The sequence below is a fragment of the Pseudomonadota bacterium genome (assembly GCA_011049115.1).
Classification (GTDB): Bacteria; Desulfobacterota; Anaeroferrophillalia; order Anaeroferrophillales; family Tharpellaceae; genus DSCM01.
On the sequence record DSCM01000082.1, the window covers coordinates 1 to 16,450 of the forward strand.

Sequence of the window (16,450 nt, forward strand, 5' to 3'; positions counted from 1 at the left end):
CCGCCTCCGTTTTTACTGGCTCCCGGCAGTCTTCTGCTTAATCACGGACGGCTTTTTGTCGGTTGCGGTCAAAACAGCGCCCTGCGCCTTGAGCGTCTGCAGACCGCCGGCAAACCGGCGCGCTCAGCCGAAGAATTCATCTGCGGCTACAAGCCCAGGGAAAACGATTTCTTCGGCGCCCGTTAGATGAAAAAAAATCGGGAAGCAACTCTCAATCCATCCAAAAAAAGGATTTTCATCGGCCTTTTGGGACTGACCTTCGCCCTGACCATGCTCCTGATTCTAGTGGGCGGCTGGGTGGCGACCGTCGGCTTGCGCCAGCTGCACCCGAACCTGCCCTTGCTGGCCCAGCTCATCACCGTAATTCTTTTTCTGCTTCTAAGCGGCATTATCACAGCCTTGATCCTTTCCATAATCCTGGAAAAGGATCTGCCCTTTACCCAGAGAATCAGAGGGTTGGGAATCAAGCTGTTCCTGCCCCTGATGGAAATTCTCGGTCCTCGCCTGGGAATCAGCAAGGAAAAGATCCGCCGTTCTTTCATCGAAATCAACAACCGGCTGCTGGTTTCCGGCAACCGCAGCCGCATTGAGCCGGAGCGTCTGCTGCTGCTCCTGCCGCACTGCCTGCAACGGGCGGATTGCCAGCGCCGCATCACAACCAACATTGACAACTGCCGACAATGCGGGCGCTGCGATATCACGAGCCTGATTGATCTGGCCCGTAAATACCGGATTCGCACCGCCGTCGCGACCGGCGGCACCCTGGCCCGTAAAATCGTCCGTGATCATCAGCCCCGCCTGATTGTCGCGGTAGCCTGTGAACGCGATCTGACCAGCGGCATTCACGACGCTTTTCCCCTTCCGGTCTACGGCGTTCTTAATCAGCGCCCGGAAGGACCTTGCTGGAACACGCGGGTCGACGTCGTCGAGGTTGAAAAAGCCTTGCGGATTTTTCTCAAATGAGGGTTTTCAATCCCCCGCCCCCCGCCTGCAACCCGCCCTTTGCCGAGGAGCTGGCCGCCATCGCCGCCGCCATTGAAAATCGAGCGGAAATTCATCTTAACGAACTCCACGGCTCGGGTCCGGCATTATTGTTGAGCCGTCTGGCCCAACTTCCGGTTCCCGGATTCATTGTCGTCAGCGACGATTTTCAGAAAAGCCGCGACCTCAGACAGGATGTTGCCGCCTACCTGGAAATCCTGCCTTGCGGCGGCGAGTCCCCGGAACTCCTCCTGCTTCCCCCTCTACCCCGGTTGGCTTATCGCCAGACCCTGCGCAGCGGACGTACTGAACGGGAACGAATCGCTACCCTGGCCCGCCTTCCTGAAGCAAAAAAATTCCTCTGTTTTACCACGATCGTGGCCTTCAGCGAACGCCGCCCCGCGCCCCAGGCTTTTTATCAACGTTTTTTCCGTCTCGAATGGGGGCAGACTATCGCCCGCGAGCAACTTTTCCTGGAACTTGAAAACTGCGGCTACAACCGGGTTCCCGTCGTCGATGAAGCCGGAGACTACAGCGTGCGCGGCGGCGTTGTCGACATTTTCTCACCCCTTTACGAGGAGCCATTGCGCCTTGATTTCTTCGGCGACGAAATCGAATCAATCCGTCCCTTCGACCCCCTGACGCAGCTCAGCCGTAAACAGGAATATGAGGAAGTCGAAATCGGCCCGGCGCGGGAAACCCTGGCTCCCCGCGACCTGGAAGCCGCCCGGCAACGGGTTCGGGAACGCTTTGTTGAACTCAACGATTCCCATCTGGCTCTGGCTCCGGCCCTGGCTGAACTGGAGAGCAACCCCAACCGACCCGGATTTGACGCCTGGCTGCCGGCCTTTGTCGAAGGCCGGCACAGTCTGATCGACTATTTTCCTTTGGGCACAATCCCCGTCCTTTGCGAACCTTCCGAACTGCGTGACCAGCTTGAAGATCTTGAGCAGCAGCTCCAGGAAGGCTATAATCGGGCTTTGGCCGAACTGAGGCTGGTCTTTCCTCCCGAAGCTTATCTGCCGCCCGCCGCGGCCGCCCTGCAAAAAGCTTCGGAGCGCGCTCGCATCTGCCTTAACAGCCGATTAGACGACGGTCTGCAAACCGGCGCCGCCGAAACCTTATCGCCGCCGGAAGCTTTCGTCAGGCAATGCCGAACCCGTGACAACCGTTTCCTGCGCGACCGGATCAGACAAAACGCCGGAACCGATGAAAACCCTCTGGCCGGAATGGCCGCCTTGCTCAAGGAGCATCTCCAGCAGAACTTCAGAATTTACCTGGCCGGCCGCAACCAGACCACCTGCGAACGCCTGCATGGCCTGCTCAGCGATTACGGCCTGCCGGTCGACCTTGAGGCCAACCCGAAGAGTTTTCGCGACCAGCATCAGATCAGATTGCTGCCGCTGCGGTTACAACAGGGAGTCCTGCTCACTCAGGAAAAATTTCTGTTCCTGAGTGACGCCGACCTCTTCGGCCCCAAACAGAGGCTATCGTCTCAGGAATCCCGGGGGCGCGAAAACCGGGAGGTTTTCTTTGATGATTTCGCCCAGATCAAACCCGGCGACTGCATTACCCACGTTGAACACGGCATCGGCCGTTACCAGGGGCTGAAAACCCTGGAAGTGGAAGGCATTGTCAATGAATATCTGATTCTTGAATACCAGGACTCAGATCTGCTCTACGTTCCGGTGGAAAGCTTCGACCAGCTGCATAAATATCACGGCAACGGGGACGATACCGTCGCCCTGAGTCGGCTCGGCAGCCCTCAATGGGCCGCCGCCAAGGAAAAAACCCGTCGGGCGATAGACGATCTGCTTCTGGAACTGCTTGATCTTTACGCCGAACGAGAAGCCCTGCCGGGACGCGCCTGCGCCCCACCGGACCACCTTTTTCGCGAATTTGAGGCCGCCTTCGCTTACGAAGAAACCCCAGATCAGCGTCAGGCCATCAGCGACGTCATCGCCGACCTCACCGCGCCCAAGGCCATGGACCGTCTGGTCAGCGGCGATGTCGGCTTCGGCAAAACCGAGGTCGCCATGCGCGCGGTGTTTCTGACCGTTCTTTCCGGCCGACAGGCGGCGGTTATGGTTCCGACCACCATCCTCGCGCAACAGCATTTCGAAACTTTTCAGGAGCGTTTCGCCGCCTATCCGGTCCGCGTCGCGGTCCTGAGCCGTTTTCGCAGCCCGGCTCAACAAAAGGAAACCATCGTCGGCCTGCGTGAGGGCCGGATTGATGTCGTCATCGGCACCCACCGTCTCCTCCAGAAAGATATAGTATTTAAGGATCTGGGGCTCTTGGTCCTGGATGAAGAGCATAAATTCGGGGTCCGCCATAAAGAAAAACTGAAAAATTTCCGCCGCCACCTCGATGTTCTGTCGATGAGCGCCACCCCGATTCCCCGAACCCTGCAGTTTTCCCTCTCCGGCATGCGCTCCCTGAGCGCCATCACCACGCCCCCGCGCGACCGTCTCGCCATCAGAACCTTTGTCGCCGCTTACGATGACGACATCGTCAAGGAGGCGGTCGGCAAGGAACTCAATCGCGGCGGTCAGGTTTTCTTTGTCCACAACAGCGTCTCTACCATCAACGCCCGGGCCGCCCGTCTGGCCGCCCTGCTGCCGGAAATCCGCATCGGCATCGGCCATGGCCAGATGCGGGAAAACGAGCTGGAAAAGACCATGCTCGACTTCGCCGCCCGCCGCTATGACCTGCTGCTCTGCACGACGATCATCGAATCCGGCCTCGACATTCCGAACGCCAACACCATGATCGTCGAAAACGCCCAGAATTTCGGCCTCGCCCAGCTCTACCAGCTGCGCGGTCGCATTGGCCGGGCCCAACGCAAGGCCTACGCCTACCTGCTCGTCCCGGAAATCGAAAAGATCACGCCGGAAGCCCGCAAGCGCCTCAACGCCCTGGCCGAAGCCAGCACCTTGGGAGCCGGATTCCGGATTGCCATGCAGGATCTGGAAATTCGCGGAGCCGGCCACCTGCTGGGTAAAAAACAATCCGGCCAGATCTCGGCGGTCGGGTACGAACTTTACCAGGAGATGCTCAGCGAGGCCATCAATGAAGCCCGCGGCCGCCAACAACCCAAGGTTCCCGAACCGGAAATCAAAATCAGCCTCTCGGCCCATATTCCGCCGGATTATCTGCCGGACCTGACCCTGCGCCTGCAGTTCTACAAAAAGATCGCCGCCGCCGACAGCGATCTCGCCCTCAGCCAACTCGAGGATGAACTGCATGACCGCTGCGGCCTTCCGCCGGAAGCGGTGCTGAACCTGCTGCGGCTGAAAAGCCTCAAGCTTCTGCTTAAGGAAAACCGGATTCAGACCCTTGAAATTGGTCGGGGCAAGCTCAGTTTACGTTTTGATGCTTCAGCCCCGCCGGCGCCGGAAAAGATAATTTCCCTGATCAAGAATGAAGCGCCCGGCTGTCGTCTCACTCCGGACGGTTGGCTCTCTTTTACCGACGTCCCGGACCCGACCGAGCTCAAGTCATGGTGCGAAAAGCTGTTGCAAAAAATCACCTGAGCTGATAGGGTTCCGGGCTTCCGGAAAGCTCGAAAATTTCAACCACAAATTAGAGGCATCAAAATCATGTTTTTTCTAACTGCTGGAAAGTTCAAGATATTCGGCGCAATTTTTCTTCTGGTCCTGGTGCTGCTAAACTCATCCCCGACCCAAGCGGCGCCCGAAGACGCCGTGATCGCTGAAATTGGAGGGGAAACCATCACCCTGAAAGAGTTTCGCGAAGAACTGGCAAAACTGCCTCCCAACCTGCGGCAGATGGCCGGCGACAGCCGAGTGCAGAAAGATTTTCTCGAACAATTGGCGACCTCGCGCATGCTCTATCAGGAAGGGCTCAAGCAAGGCCTGGACAAGGTAAAAACGGTGCAGGCACAAATTGAAGAGGCCCGCCGCAAGATCGTTTTAGGCGCCCTGCTGCAAAAGGAAATTGAAGCTCGGATCGTCGCGCCCGATGAGCCGCAGATCAGTCAATACTATTCGGACCACGGTGAAGAATTCCAGCAGGAAAAACAGGTTCAGGCGCGCCATATCCTGGTAAAGGAGGAAAAAGAAGCCCTGGAAGTCGCCGAACAGCTCAAACAGGGAAAGGATTTCGCCGAATTGGCTCAAGCCCGGTCGAGCTGTTCCAGCGCCGCCAACGGCGGCGATCTGGGTTTTTTCACCCGCGAACGCATGGCCAAGGAATTCGCCGATGCCGCCTTTGCCATGCAGGAAGGTGAAATCAGCCCTCCGATCAAAACCAGTTTCGGCTACCATCTGATCAAGGTTGAAAAGATCAAAGAGAAGAGCACCAGACCTCTTAATGAGGTCCGGACCGCGATTGAAAACAAGCTGATCCAGGAAAGCAAAAACAACATCTTCAATGAATACGTCGATACCTTGAAGAAAAAGATTAAAATAACCCTGCACCCTGAAATTCTTGAGCAGCATTGAGCGTTTTTTTTCGACACTTTCCCCGCCTCCTTCTGCTCCTGTGGTTCCCGACATTGGCGATGTTGGTCGGCTGCACCCCAGGCCGGGAAACCGCCGCGACCATCGACGGAGAAATCATCACCAGAAGCGAGGTCGCCGAGCGCCTGAAAAGCTATCACGCGGAAAACCTGCTGCCGGAGGAGGGCGTTGTTTCCCCCCAGCCGGATGCGTTCATCAGCGCCAGAACCGCCCTGGAACAGCTCATCAATGAACGCCTGCTCCTGCTTGAAGCCAAACGCCTGGGTCTGGATAAACCGCTCGCAGGTAAGCGGCGCGACAAAAACCAGCTCATTCGCCTGAGCCTGATCAGAATCGGGCGCGATGTGGTCTATCCGACCCTGAAAGAAGCCGAAAATTACTATGAACAGCATCAAGAGGAATTTACAGTTAAGCCCCGCTACCTACTTGAACACCTGCTCCTGGATTCGGAAAACGCCGCCTGGGAGCTCAAGGAGCAACTGGAAGCCGGCAGCCTGACCATGGCTGAAGCCGGAACCCGGCTGAACCATGGCGCACCCGGCGACAAGCGTCCGGTCAGCGCGGAAGAACTGCCGCCGCGGCTGGCCAAAATTCTGCCCAGCCTGCAACCCGGGGAAATCAGCCCGGTGATAGCCAGCACCTACGGATACCACCTCATCCGGATCGAGAAAAAATTGCCGGCGGGGAAAATTCCTTTCGCCGAGGCGGAAAATCAGATCAAAGACAAGCTCTACGCCGCCCGCCTTCAGGAAAACTATCACAGCTGGCTTAGTCAATGCCGGGAGCAACATACAATCAAGATCTACCACCAACATCTCACGGACCTTTAAAAATGGCACTTTGTCAATCCAGAACCGTTGTTCGCCGCCAAGCGGTTTATTTCTCGCTGATAGCTTCAGTTTTTCTGCTGATTTTATGTCCGCCGCCGGGTGAAGCCCGCATCGTCAATCGCCTGGTCGCCATTGTCGGCAACCAGGCCATCACCGCGATGAACCTGCAACAGGCCATCGCGATCGAATACAGCGAGGTCGATTTCCAGAAGCTGCCCTTAGAAGAGCAGGAAAACATTCGGCAAAGGGAAATGCAGAAACTGATCGACAGTGCCATGCTGGCCCAAAAAGCCGCGGCCCTGGGCGTCAGTGTCGACGACGAGGAAATCGACAGCACTATCGAACGGGTGCTGAAACAAAACCGCATGAGCCGGGAAATGCTGGAACAGGCCCTGGCCCGGCAGGAGCTCAATTTCACTTCATACCGCGACAAGATTGCCGCCGACCTGCTGCAGGCGAAATTCATTTCCAAGGAGATCAAGGCCAATATCATTATCACCAACCAGGAGATACTTGATTACGCCGCCCAACATAACCTTTTCAGCCGGGAAGAAAGCGTGACCCTGGCCCAGATCTTTATTCCCGCCGACGCCCCGGAGGTAAAAGATGGTGAAAAAAGTGAAATTTGGGAAACCATTCGCCGGCGTCTGAAAAACGGGGAGAGTTTCGCCACCCTGGCCGGAGAATTTTCCAAAGACCAGGCCGCCGCCAGGGGAGGTAAACTGGGAACCTTCAAACGCGGCAGCATGCTCGCCGAAATTGAAGAAAGCGCCTATCAACTGGAAATCGGCGAACCCAGCCAGGTAATCAAGACCGGGGTCGGCTACCATATCATCCTGGTCACCAATCGGACTGGAGACCCCAAACATCCATCCCTGACCCCCGAGGCAGAAGACAAAATCAAGGATCTGCTCTACCAGGAAAAACTGGCCCAGGCCATGAAAGATCTGAATCTGAATCTGCGCCGTGAATACAGCGTCAAAATTTTACCCTGAGTCGCAAAAAAATCACGGCGGCAAGGTGGCGGCAATTAAATAAACCTGAAACCGGCTTCGGTCTTTTTCGGCGCTCGGACGCGGATTATCCTTAGAAAAGAAAAACAGCCCTCAAAATGCTTGACCCCAAAGTGCTTCGGCAACAATTTTTCCGCCCCGAGTTATGGGACCGACTGGAAGATCAGGATCTGGCGATTTACTGTCGCCGAGACCGGGCCGACTGGTTTGTGCCCAATCCGGCCGCGGACCGACTCCTGCAAAATCTGAACGACGCCGTTCTCGCGGACCCGACCGCGACTCGTTTTCTACGGCGCCTGCCCGGGGCCCCGCCGGAAAACTACCAGGATCATCCGCAAAGCCTCAAACTCAGCCAACTCAAAGAGTTCTGGTTTCATCTGACCAATCGCTGCAATCAGGCTTGCCGCCATTGTCTCTTTGCCTGCGGCCCTCGCAGCCGCGGAGAACTTGATTTCAGCACGATCAGAGAAGCCGGCCGCCAGGCCCACGCCCTGGGCGTGCGCGTCTTTGCCTTGACCGGCGGCGAACCGACGCTGCATCCCCAGTTCACCGAAATCGTCGACTTTCTTTTAAGTCTGGAAGCCGCTCACGTCGTGGTTTTAAGCAACGGTCTCGGTCTGGAAACCTTCAGCGCCGCGCTGCGGCGCTGGCCCGAAAATCGTTTTCACCTGCAGCTCAGCATCGACGGCCTGCAAAACTCCCATGACCGGGTGCGCGGCGCGGGCGCCTTCTCCGAACTCAGCAAAACCCTGGCCTGGCTGCGCGCCGAAACGCGAGCGGCCACCCTGGCCTGCTGCCTGACCCGGGATAATTACCAGGAACTTAATCAGATGATCGATTTCGCCGCCGACCACGGCATCGGCAATCTCCATCTGACCTGGTATTTTGTCCAGGGCCGGGGCCGGGCCGAGGCCGGGGCCGCCGCCGACGAGCTCTTTCCGGCAATCATGGCCGCCGCCGACCACGGACGCCGGCAAAACCTGACAATCGACAATCTTGAGGCCCTGAAAAGTCAGGTCTTCGCCCCTCCGGGCACGATTCACTGGGCCGCAACCAGCGCCTGGGAATCCCTAACCCTGGCTCCCGACGGCTGTATCTATCCCTCTCCAACCCTGGTCAGCGCTCCGGAGACCGGATTTCCGTACGATGGCAATCTTGAACAAGCTTGGCGGCAAAGCCCGGCCCTGCAGGAGCTGAGAAGATGTCATCCCGGTATGGTCGCCGAGGCGGGTAACCTGCTGCTCGGTCCCGGCGACCCGGATCAGAGTTATCTGCGGGCGCGAAAATTCGGCGGCCATGATCCCTACTGGCATCTGCAGCGCAAATTGGCCTTGCGCCTGATCAGCACGGCGGCCGAGTCCGGCCCGCTCCTGACGACTCCGGGACTGCGGCTGCAGATGGGTGATCTCCTCGAAAGCTGCGGCGCCCACGGCCGGGAAGCCCTGATTCACAATAACTGCCTGCTGGCGCTGGCGGAAAATAACAGCCGCACGGTGGTCAAGGAGTTTTACCGTCAAGCCGCGGCCCGACCCCGACTGGAAATTCTCAATCCGGTAACTTACGCGGCCGAGCTCATGAGCCATATTCCGGAAAGCGCTCGCTGGCGGGGTTACGGTTGCGGCAGCCCGGTCAGCGAGGCCGATCTGCGACCCGGCGAAACCATGGTTGATCTCGGCTGCGGCATGGGAGTCGAATGTTTTGTCGCGGCCCGCCAGGTCAAGGCCGAAGGACGAGTGATCGGAATCGACATGCTCGAACCGATGCTGACCCGGGCCCGGCAGGCGGCGCCGGAAGTCATCCGCAACCTCGGTTACGACAATCTTGAATTCAGATTCGGCTATCTGGAAGAGCTTCCCTTAAGTGACAATTCCGCCGATATCGTCATCTCGAACTGCGTGCTCAACCTGTCCAGCCATAAACGACGGGTTTTCCGGGAAATCATGCGGGTGCTGAAACCGGGTGGACGTATCCTCATCAGCGATGTCGTCTGCCTGCATGAACCCGACCCGGCGATTCGCAACGATGAGACGCTCAAGGGTGAATGCATCGCCGGCGCCCTGACCCTGGCCCATCTTTTCGGCCTGCTGCAGGAAAGCGGGTTTACGGCGGCCCGCAGTCACAAACTGTTCCCCTACCGGGAAGTCGATGGCCACATCTTCCACTCCCTGACCTTCGGGGCGCGAAAACCGGTCGAAAACACAGCGACCCCGATGGTGGCGGTCATCGCCCGTGGTCCTTTTCGCGCCCTGCAAACCGGCGGCGGCGCCTGGCTGACCCCGGGACAAGTCGCGCTGTTACCGGAGCACGAGACCCGCGATTACGGGGAAGAGCTCTATCTTCTGGATGAAAACGGTCAGGTCGGCAATGTGGAATTCACCCTGACCTGTGATTGCGGCGTCGCCCCGGAACTGAAAATCATTCAGGCGGAAAGCAAGCCGGCGAGCCGGGAAGAGGCAAGCCCCAACCCCGCCGCCCCTTCGGGCAAACAAAAAAGCAACTGCATGGTCTGCGGCGCGCCGCTCCAGTATTTCCTGATTGAAGAGGAACATTCATGCCATTACTGCGGCCGGAGGATCAACGCCAACGCCGTCTGCAACAACGGTCATTTCGTCTGCGACCAGTGTCATCTGGAAGATGGTTTGGCGGTCATCAAACACCTCTGCCTGAGCACCCGGGAAAGTTCTTTGAGCCGTCTTTTGCAGGATCTGCGCCGTCATCCCGCGATTCCCAGCCATGGGCCGGAACATCACGCCCTGATACCGGGCATTATTCTGAGCGCGTGGCGCAATCAGGGGGGAGAGCTCAAGGATGAACAGATTGTCGCGGGTATTACCAGGGGAGCGAAACTGCCGGGGGGAGCCTGTGGCTTTTTAGGGGTCTGCGGCGCCGCCATGGGGGTCGGCACCGCCTTTTCAATTATCTTGCAGTCCACGCCGCTGCAGGCCAAAGCGCGCCGCCTGAGTCAGCAGGCCACGCACTGCTGCCTGGGCAAAATCATCGAACATGAAGCGGCCCGCTGCTGCCAGCGCGAGGCCTGGCTCTGCCTGCGGGAAGCCGCCAGGCTGTCGCAGGAGATGTTGGGCCGCAGACTTGAAGCCGGACCGGCCCCGGTCTGCAAACAGTTTCAACAGAATCCGACCTGCATCAAGCAGGCCTGCCCGCTGTTTCCCCGCCCGCTGCCGCGACCGGCCTAAAAAAGACAAACCCGACGGCGGGGGGTCAGGGACGATCTTAAGGCTGCAAACCAACCGTAATTATAACGCTTCAGCCAACCGAATATTCTGTTTTTTCGCGTCGCCATACATGCAGAAAGCAACGACGCTGAACCTTACTCGCAATTTCGCCGAGACCAAGACCATGTCCGTTCCGCCGTCCTGCCGCCGCTGTCGTCATTACTATATCACTCACGTTCCCCGCCAGCCCCATGGTTGCAAGGCCTACGCCTTTAAAAGCCGCTCCAACCCGGCCCAATTTGTTTTAAACTCATCCGGCCGGCCCTGCCTGCTCTTTGCGCCCAAGAAATAACGCCTTGCCTCAAACCTTGGTCACCAGAATATCCTCCAGCATCAGATACTGAAGATCGCAGCCGTAAAACATATTGAGGGCGTCGGTCGGAGAGCAGATCATCGGTTCGCCCCGGCGGTTCAGAGAGGTATTGAGCACCACCGGCACCCCGCGCAACCTTTCGAGTTCTTCAATCAAGGCATAGTAACGCGGATTGGTACGGCGCTCGACAATCTGAGCCCGGGCCGTGCCGTCCTCATGGACGACCTCGGGAATCTTTGCCTTCCAGGATTCGGCCACGGTGAAAGCGAAGGTCATGTAAGGCGCGGGATGATCGGTTTGCAGAATCTCGGCCGCCACCCGATCCAGCAGGCTCGGGCAGAAAGGACGCCAGCGCTCCCGGTATTTAATCTGGGCATTGATGGTATCGGCCACCCCGGGATGACTGGGATCCCCTAAAATACTGCGGTTGCCCAAAGCCCTGGGGCCGAATTCCATGCGGCCCTGAAACCAGGCCAGGGGATGGCCTTCAGCCAGAATGCGAGCCCCGGCCGCCGGCGCGTCCGCGACCTTTTGCCAGCATGGTTTTTGAGGATGGCTGCGACAGGCATCCCGGCATTGTTCCGAGGTATAGGCCGGACCGAGATAAACATGTTCGAGTTTTTTGACTCGAACTCCCTTTCCCTGGCTGACAAAAGAAGCCGCCCCCAGCGCGGTGCCGGCGTCACTGGCGGCGGGCTGAACGAAAAGCTCCTTGAGCCCGGGCAGCGCCAGCAGCCGCTGATTGAGCTTGACATTGAGCGCCACCCCGCCGGCAAAGCAAAGCCGCCCGGTTTCCCGAATGATGTCGCCGAGGTAGGTTTCGACCATGTGCAACGAAGTTTCTTCCAGCAGTTTCTGCATCGCGGCGGCGTAATCGACATAAGGGTCGTCAATCTCGTCGCCTTCCCGTTTCGGTCCCAGCCAACGCAGCAGCTTGGGACTGAAATAGTAACTCTGCCGCCGATCCTTATAACGTCTGAGCCCGACGACATTGACCAACTCGGTATTAACCGTAAAAGTCTTTCCATCCCAGTGCCAGAGTCGCGAAAAGTCATATTTGTCCGGGTCGCCGTAGGGAGCCATGCCCATGACCTTGAATTCGCCGTCAAGCATTTCAAAACCCAGATACTGGGTCAGGGCACCGTAAACCCCGCCCAATGAATCCGGATCATAAAACTCCTTGATTTTATGAATAACGCCGTTTTCGCCGTAACCGAAAAAGGTGGTCGCGTATTCGCCCTTGCCGTCGATTCCCAGAATTGCGCATTTGTCGGTAAACCCGCTGAAATGGTAGGCGCTGGAGGCATGGGCGAGATGGTGCTCAACCGGGACAAAGGGGGTTTTTTGAATATCGATGCCGAGCTCGACCATCAGTTGCATGATTTTGCGCCGGTTGCGACGGAAATGGCGATTGCCGTTGCACAGCGCATCCAAGGCCCGATCCGGAGCATACCAATAGCGCCGGGCGAAATGAAAACGACCGGGGTTGCTGAAAAGGCCCATCTCGGCAAAGGGAAAGGCGACATAATCGATCTCCTCCGGCTTGACTCCGGCGAACTCAAGACAGAAACGGGCGGCGTGATAAGGCCATTTTTTCTTGGCATGCTTGTCGCGAAGAAAGCGCTCTTCCTCGGCCGCCGCGACAAGCTCGCCGTCAACCAGCAAGGCGGCTGATGGATCATGGGTTAAAGCCCCGGAAAGTCCCAGTACTATCATCAGATCAGATTCCCACCACGGTCCGCCTTCGGCGGCCGGCATTTTTATACTATCACGAAAAGAAAACCCGCAACCGAAAGGTCTTCATCAGTCAATGGTCAGGGTTATGGCCTTTTGAGACCGGCCAGAATTTCTGTAAACTCATTTTGCAATTCCGGACGATCCCGCCAATTGGCAAGCAAGCGGCGATAGTCTCGGGACACGGCGGCGAAAAATTTCCGGCCCGGCCGTTTCCAGGAACGCATGGCGTCAAGGTCAAGCAGATAAAGACGCCCATCCCGGCCACAGATGAAATTGGTCGCCTTGCAATCACCATGACTGAGGTTCAGCTCAAGCAGGCGCTGAAACAGCCGGGCAAAAGCCTGAAGCCAGGCCTTTTTTTCCGACCCGGTGCCTTGAGGATCGCCCAGCAGGGTCAAAGCATCCCGCCCGGGCACGTACCGACTGATAAAATACGCGGTCGAACGCAGACCGCAAACCCTCTTTTCCAGCAGGGCCACGGGTTCGGGCACGGCCAGGCCCCACCATTGCAGACGCTGGGCGTTATTCCAGGAAATCAAAGCCCGGCTCGGCCGCCAGCAACGACTTAAGGCATGGGCTACGTGCTTGATGTTATATCTTTTAACCACCAGGTCAAGACCGTCCAGACGCAGCCGTACCACGGTCGAACTGTTCCCCGCTTTCAGGATTTCTCCGGCCGGCAGAAAATCATCGGGAGCGGCCAGCAGCTTTTCCAGCTCCGGAGACTGATAACGGCGCTCCACCAGCCGAAAAAAACCGCCTTGGCGACCGGCGCTGACCGCCGTACAGCTTCGCCGACTTTTGGCCACGAAATTTTCCGCCTTGCTGCGGCGCTGTCGCGCCACCATGGCCCTGATTAGCGGCAGATCCTCGTTCAGCACGGACCAGCCCCGCATCCGGCAGTAATCGATCCACAAGGTTTCCAGATAAGAATCTATTCCGGCATAAGGTTCCGCCAGAAAAAGAGCGAAATTGGCCCGACTCTCCTCCCGGCTCAAAGCCCTCCCCGCTTGTTCCAGGGCAAACGCATCCCCGTCGATGGAATAGGCCCGATCCCGGCAAAAGAGAAAATTGCGCCAGTGAATATCCTTTTGCAGCAAACCCGCCTGATGCTGCGCGGCAATCTCGGCCACGACCCGGCCCAGAAAAAACGCACGTTTTGCGGTTTTCGTCTCCCAGAGTTCCAGCAGGGTCGCCACCGGTTCCAGCTCACGAAAAATCAACCCCGGCAAACCGGGCTCCGCAAGTGTGCCCGCAAAAAGCAGCTCCGGAGTCGCCAGGCCGGCTTGAGCCAGGGCTTTGACCCCGTCGAGCTCGCGCCGCCAGTGGCGCCGGGCCTTGACCGCATCGAGAAAGAGCTTGACGATAACCGGCCCCTTCCCGGCCCAGGACGCTTTCAGCACCATCCGCTTGCCCGGCACCAGGCGCAGTAGCCTGGTGCAGAACAGACCCCCGGCTTGGGCCTGGTCATAAGCTTGCGGAGAAAGACTAAAAGGCAAGGGCAGATCGTGACCGGCCCGCCGCAATGATTCCCGGTCGACGACCGCGCCCCCATTCTCCATCCGGTTCAGCATCAAAGACACCGGTAGTCCATAACCACGCCATCCTCTTCCCAACAGTTTTACCCGTTTTATAACTCACATCAGCGACCGGAAAAATCGATAAAAGAAGATATTACTATCATGCCACCGCTTAGGCAACAAAAAATACCCGTCCGCCCCTTTTTGCCGGACGGAGAGGCTTTTCCGGGCCGGCAATTCGCCACTCATTCCCGCCCGACTATCAGACAGCCACGATTTTTTGCTTGCGCGCCCCATAACAGATGCTCTATTGTCGAAGCCTTCCAGACCCTGATCTTCGCACCTGCGCAGACCGAAAGAGGTTTCCAAAAACAGCCATGTTTAACGCTCGCGAAAATTTTCCGGCAACCGTCAAGAAGATGCGGCGGCAGCCGGCGCCCTCCCAGGAAGAACCGGCCCATGCCATCGGGGTGAGCTTTTCCACGGTTAACCGCTGGGAGAACGGCAAGACGGTGCCCTCGAAACCGGCGCTGCGGCAGTTCGAGCAGTTTTGTGCGCTGAAACGCGAACAGAGAGAGCTGGCCTGATGAATAAAAAACAACTTTCCGAGCGCGATATCTGCACGAAGTACATCACGCCCGCCCTGGCACAAGCGGGCTGGGATATTGCAACTCAAGTACGGGAAGAGTTTCCTCTTACCAAGGGCCGTATCATCGTGCGCGGCAAGCTGCATACCCGCGCCAAGCACAAGCGCGTCGATTATGTCCTGTTTTACAAGCCGAACATCCCCATTGCCATTATCGAGGCCAAGGACAACAACCACACGGTTGGCGACGGCATGCAACAGGCGTTGGGCTACGCCGACATGCTGCAAGTGCCTTTTGTATTCAGCTCCAACGGCGACGGTTTTCTGTTCCACAACAAGATTGCCCTGGACGGCATTGTCGAGCGGGAGCTTGCTCTCCACGAATTCCCCACTGCGGAAACGCTGTGGCAAGGGTGGGCGCAGCATCGTGCTCTGAACGATCAGCAGAAGGCGCTGGTCACACAGGATTATTTCAGCGACGGCAGTGATAAAAGTCCTCGCTATTACCAGCTGCTTGCCATCAATAAGACTATCGAGGCCATAGCCCGGGGCCGGAATCGCATCCTGCTGGTGATGGCCACCGGCACCGGCAAGACCTTTACCGCCTTTCAGATCATCTGGCGGCTGTGGAAGTCCAAGGCGAAAAAACGCATCCTGTTTCTTGCCGACCGCAGCATTCTGGTCGACCAGACCATGACCAACGATTTCAAACCGTTCGGCTCGGCCATAACCAAGATCCGGAAGCGGCAGGCCAACAAATCCTACGAGATTTACCTTTCCCTCTATCAGGCCGCGACCGGCAACGAGGAAGAGAGAAACATCTACAAACAATTCAGCCCCGACTTTTTCGACCTCATCATCATTGATGAATACCATCGGGGCAGCGCGGCCGCCGATTCGGCCTGGCGTGAAATCCTTGAATACTTCACCTCCGCCACCCAGATCGGCCTTACCGCCACGCCCAAGGAGACCAAAGAAGTCTCCAATATCGACTACTTTGGCGATCCCATTTATACCTACAGCCTCCGGCAGGGAATCGACGACGGTTTTTTTTGCTCCCTATAAGGTCGTGCGCATCGATCTCGACCGGGACTTGACCGGTTGGCGGCCCGACAAGGGCATGATCGACAAGTACGGCAACGAGATCGAGGACCGCATCTACAACCAGAAGGATTTCGACAAGACCCTGGTCCTGGAACAACGCACCCGGTTGGTGGCAAAAAAAATCACCGAGTTCCTTAAGAACACCAACCGCTTCGACAAAGCCATTGTCTTCTGTGAAAACATCGACCATGCCGAACGCATGCGCCAGGCCCTGGTCAATGAAAACGCCGACCTGGTGGCGCAGAACAGCAAATACGTCATGCGCATCACCGGCGACAACGAGGAAGACAAGGCCGAGCTCGACAACTTCATCTTCCCGGAGAGCAAATACCCGGTTATCGCCACCACCTCCAAGCTGATGACTACCGGAGTGGATGCCCAGACCTGCAAGCTCATCGTGCTCGACCAGCGTATTCAGTCCATGACCGAGTTCAAGCAGATCATCGGGCGCGGCACCCGCATCAACGAAGATTACGGCAAGTACTACTTCACCATCATTGACTTCAAGAAGGCCACCGAGCTGTTCGCCGACCCTGATTTCGACGGCGACCCGGTGCAGATCTACGAACCCAGCGGAGATCAATCACCGGTGCCGCCGGATGTTCCCTTTGAGCCTGAAAGTGACGGTGGCGTCACTTACCCGGAACCC

At 57.6% G+C, this 16,450-nt stretch carries 11 protein-coding genes and 1 pseudogene; 10 read left to right on the forward strand and 2 right to left on the reverse strand.

The features are described from left to right. The 8 genes from ENN66_06720 to ENN66_06755 form a co-directional block, all read left to right on the forward strand. On the forward strand, positions 1-186 hold a 186-nt coding region (locus ENN66_06720; GenBank protein ID HDS16293.1), incomplete at its 5' end, for a hypothetical protein. After that, entirely contained in the window at positions 187-963 is a 777-nt protein-coding gene (locus tag ENN66_06725) for a DUF116 domain-containing protein (GenBank protein HDS16294.1), read from the forward strand. It abuts the gene before it with no gap. Then, positions 960-4,517, forward strand: coding sequence for a transcription-repair coupling factor (gene mfd, locus ENN66_06730; protein ID HDS16295.1), 3,558 nt, complete (start codon positions 960-962; stop codon positions 4,515-4,517). The genes ENN66_06725 and mfd overlap by 4 nt, the downstream gene beginning before the upstream one ends. Positions 4,518-4,583: 66 nt before the next feature. Beyond that, entirely contained in the window at positions 4,584-5,447 is an 864-nt protein-coding gene (locus ENN66_06735) for a hypothetical protein (GenBank protein ID HDS16296.1), read from the forward strand. A gap of 59 nt (positions 5,448-5,506) precedes the next feature. Continuing rightward, positions 5,507-6,295, forward strand: coding sequence for a hypothetical protein (locus ENN66_06740; GenBank protein ID HDS16297.1), 789 nt, complete (start codon positions 5,507-5,509; stop codon positions 6,293-6,295). Continuing rightward, a complete protein-coding gene (locus ENN66_06745; protein ID HDS16298.1) occupies positions 6,241-7,290 on the forward strand; it encodes a hypothetical protein in 1,050 nt (349 codons plus the stop codon). The genes ENN66_06740 and ENN66_06745 overlap by 55 nt, the downstream gene beginning before the upstream one ends. Positions 7,291-7,406: 116 nt before the next feature. Continuing rightward, positions 7,407-10,502, forward strand: coding sequence for a methyltransferase domain-containing protein (locus ENN66_06750; protein ID HDS16299.1), 3,096 nt, complete (start codon positions 7,407-7,409; stop codon positions 10,500-10,502). 163 nt (positions 10,503-10,665) lie between these two features. Beyond that, a complete protein-coding gene (locus ENN66_06755) occupies positions 10,666-10,833 on the forward strand; it encodes a uracil-DNA glycosylase (GenBank protein HDS16300.1) in 168 nt (55 codons plus the stop codon). 9 nt (positions 10,834-10,842) lie between these two features. On the opposite strand, the gene ENN66_06760 is transcribed toward ENN66_06755, so the two are convergent. Both ENN66_06760 and ENN66_06765 read right to left on the reverse strand, forming a co-directional pair. Further along, entirely contained in the window at positions 10,843-12,570 is a 1,728-nt protein-coding gene (locus tag ENN66_06760) for a carbamoyltransferase (protein ID HDS16301.1), read from the reverse strand. A 104-nt stretch (positions 12,571-12,674) separates the two neighbouring features. Beyond that, on the reverse strand, positions 12,675-14,165 hold the full coding sequence (locus tag ENN66_06765) for a serine/threonine protein kinase (protein ID HDS16302.1): 1,491 nt from the start codon (positions 14,163-14,165) through the stop codon (positions 12,675-12,677). Between the two features lie 323 nt (positions 14,166-14,488). On the opposite strand from ENN66_06765, the gene ENN66_06770 reads away from it, so the two are divergent. Beyond that, positions 14,489-14,698, forward strand: coding sequence for an XRE family transcriptional regulator (locus tag ENN66_06770; protein HDS16303.1), 210 nt, complete (start codon positions 14,489-14,491; stop codon positions 14,696-14,698). After that, positions 14,698-16,450, forward strand: a pseudogene (locus ENN66_06775) (DEAD/DEAH box helicase). Before ENN66_06770 ends, ENN66_06775 begins: the two are co-directional and overlap by 1 nt.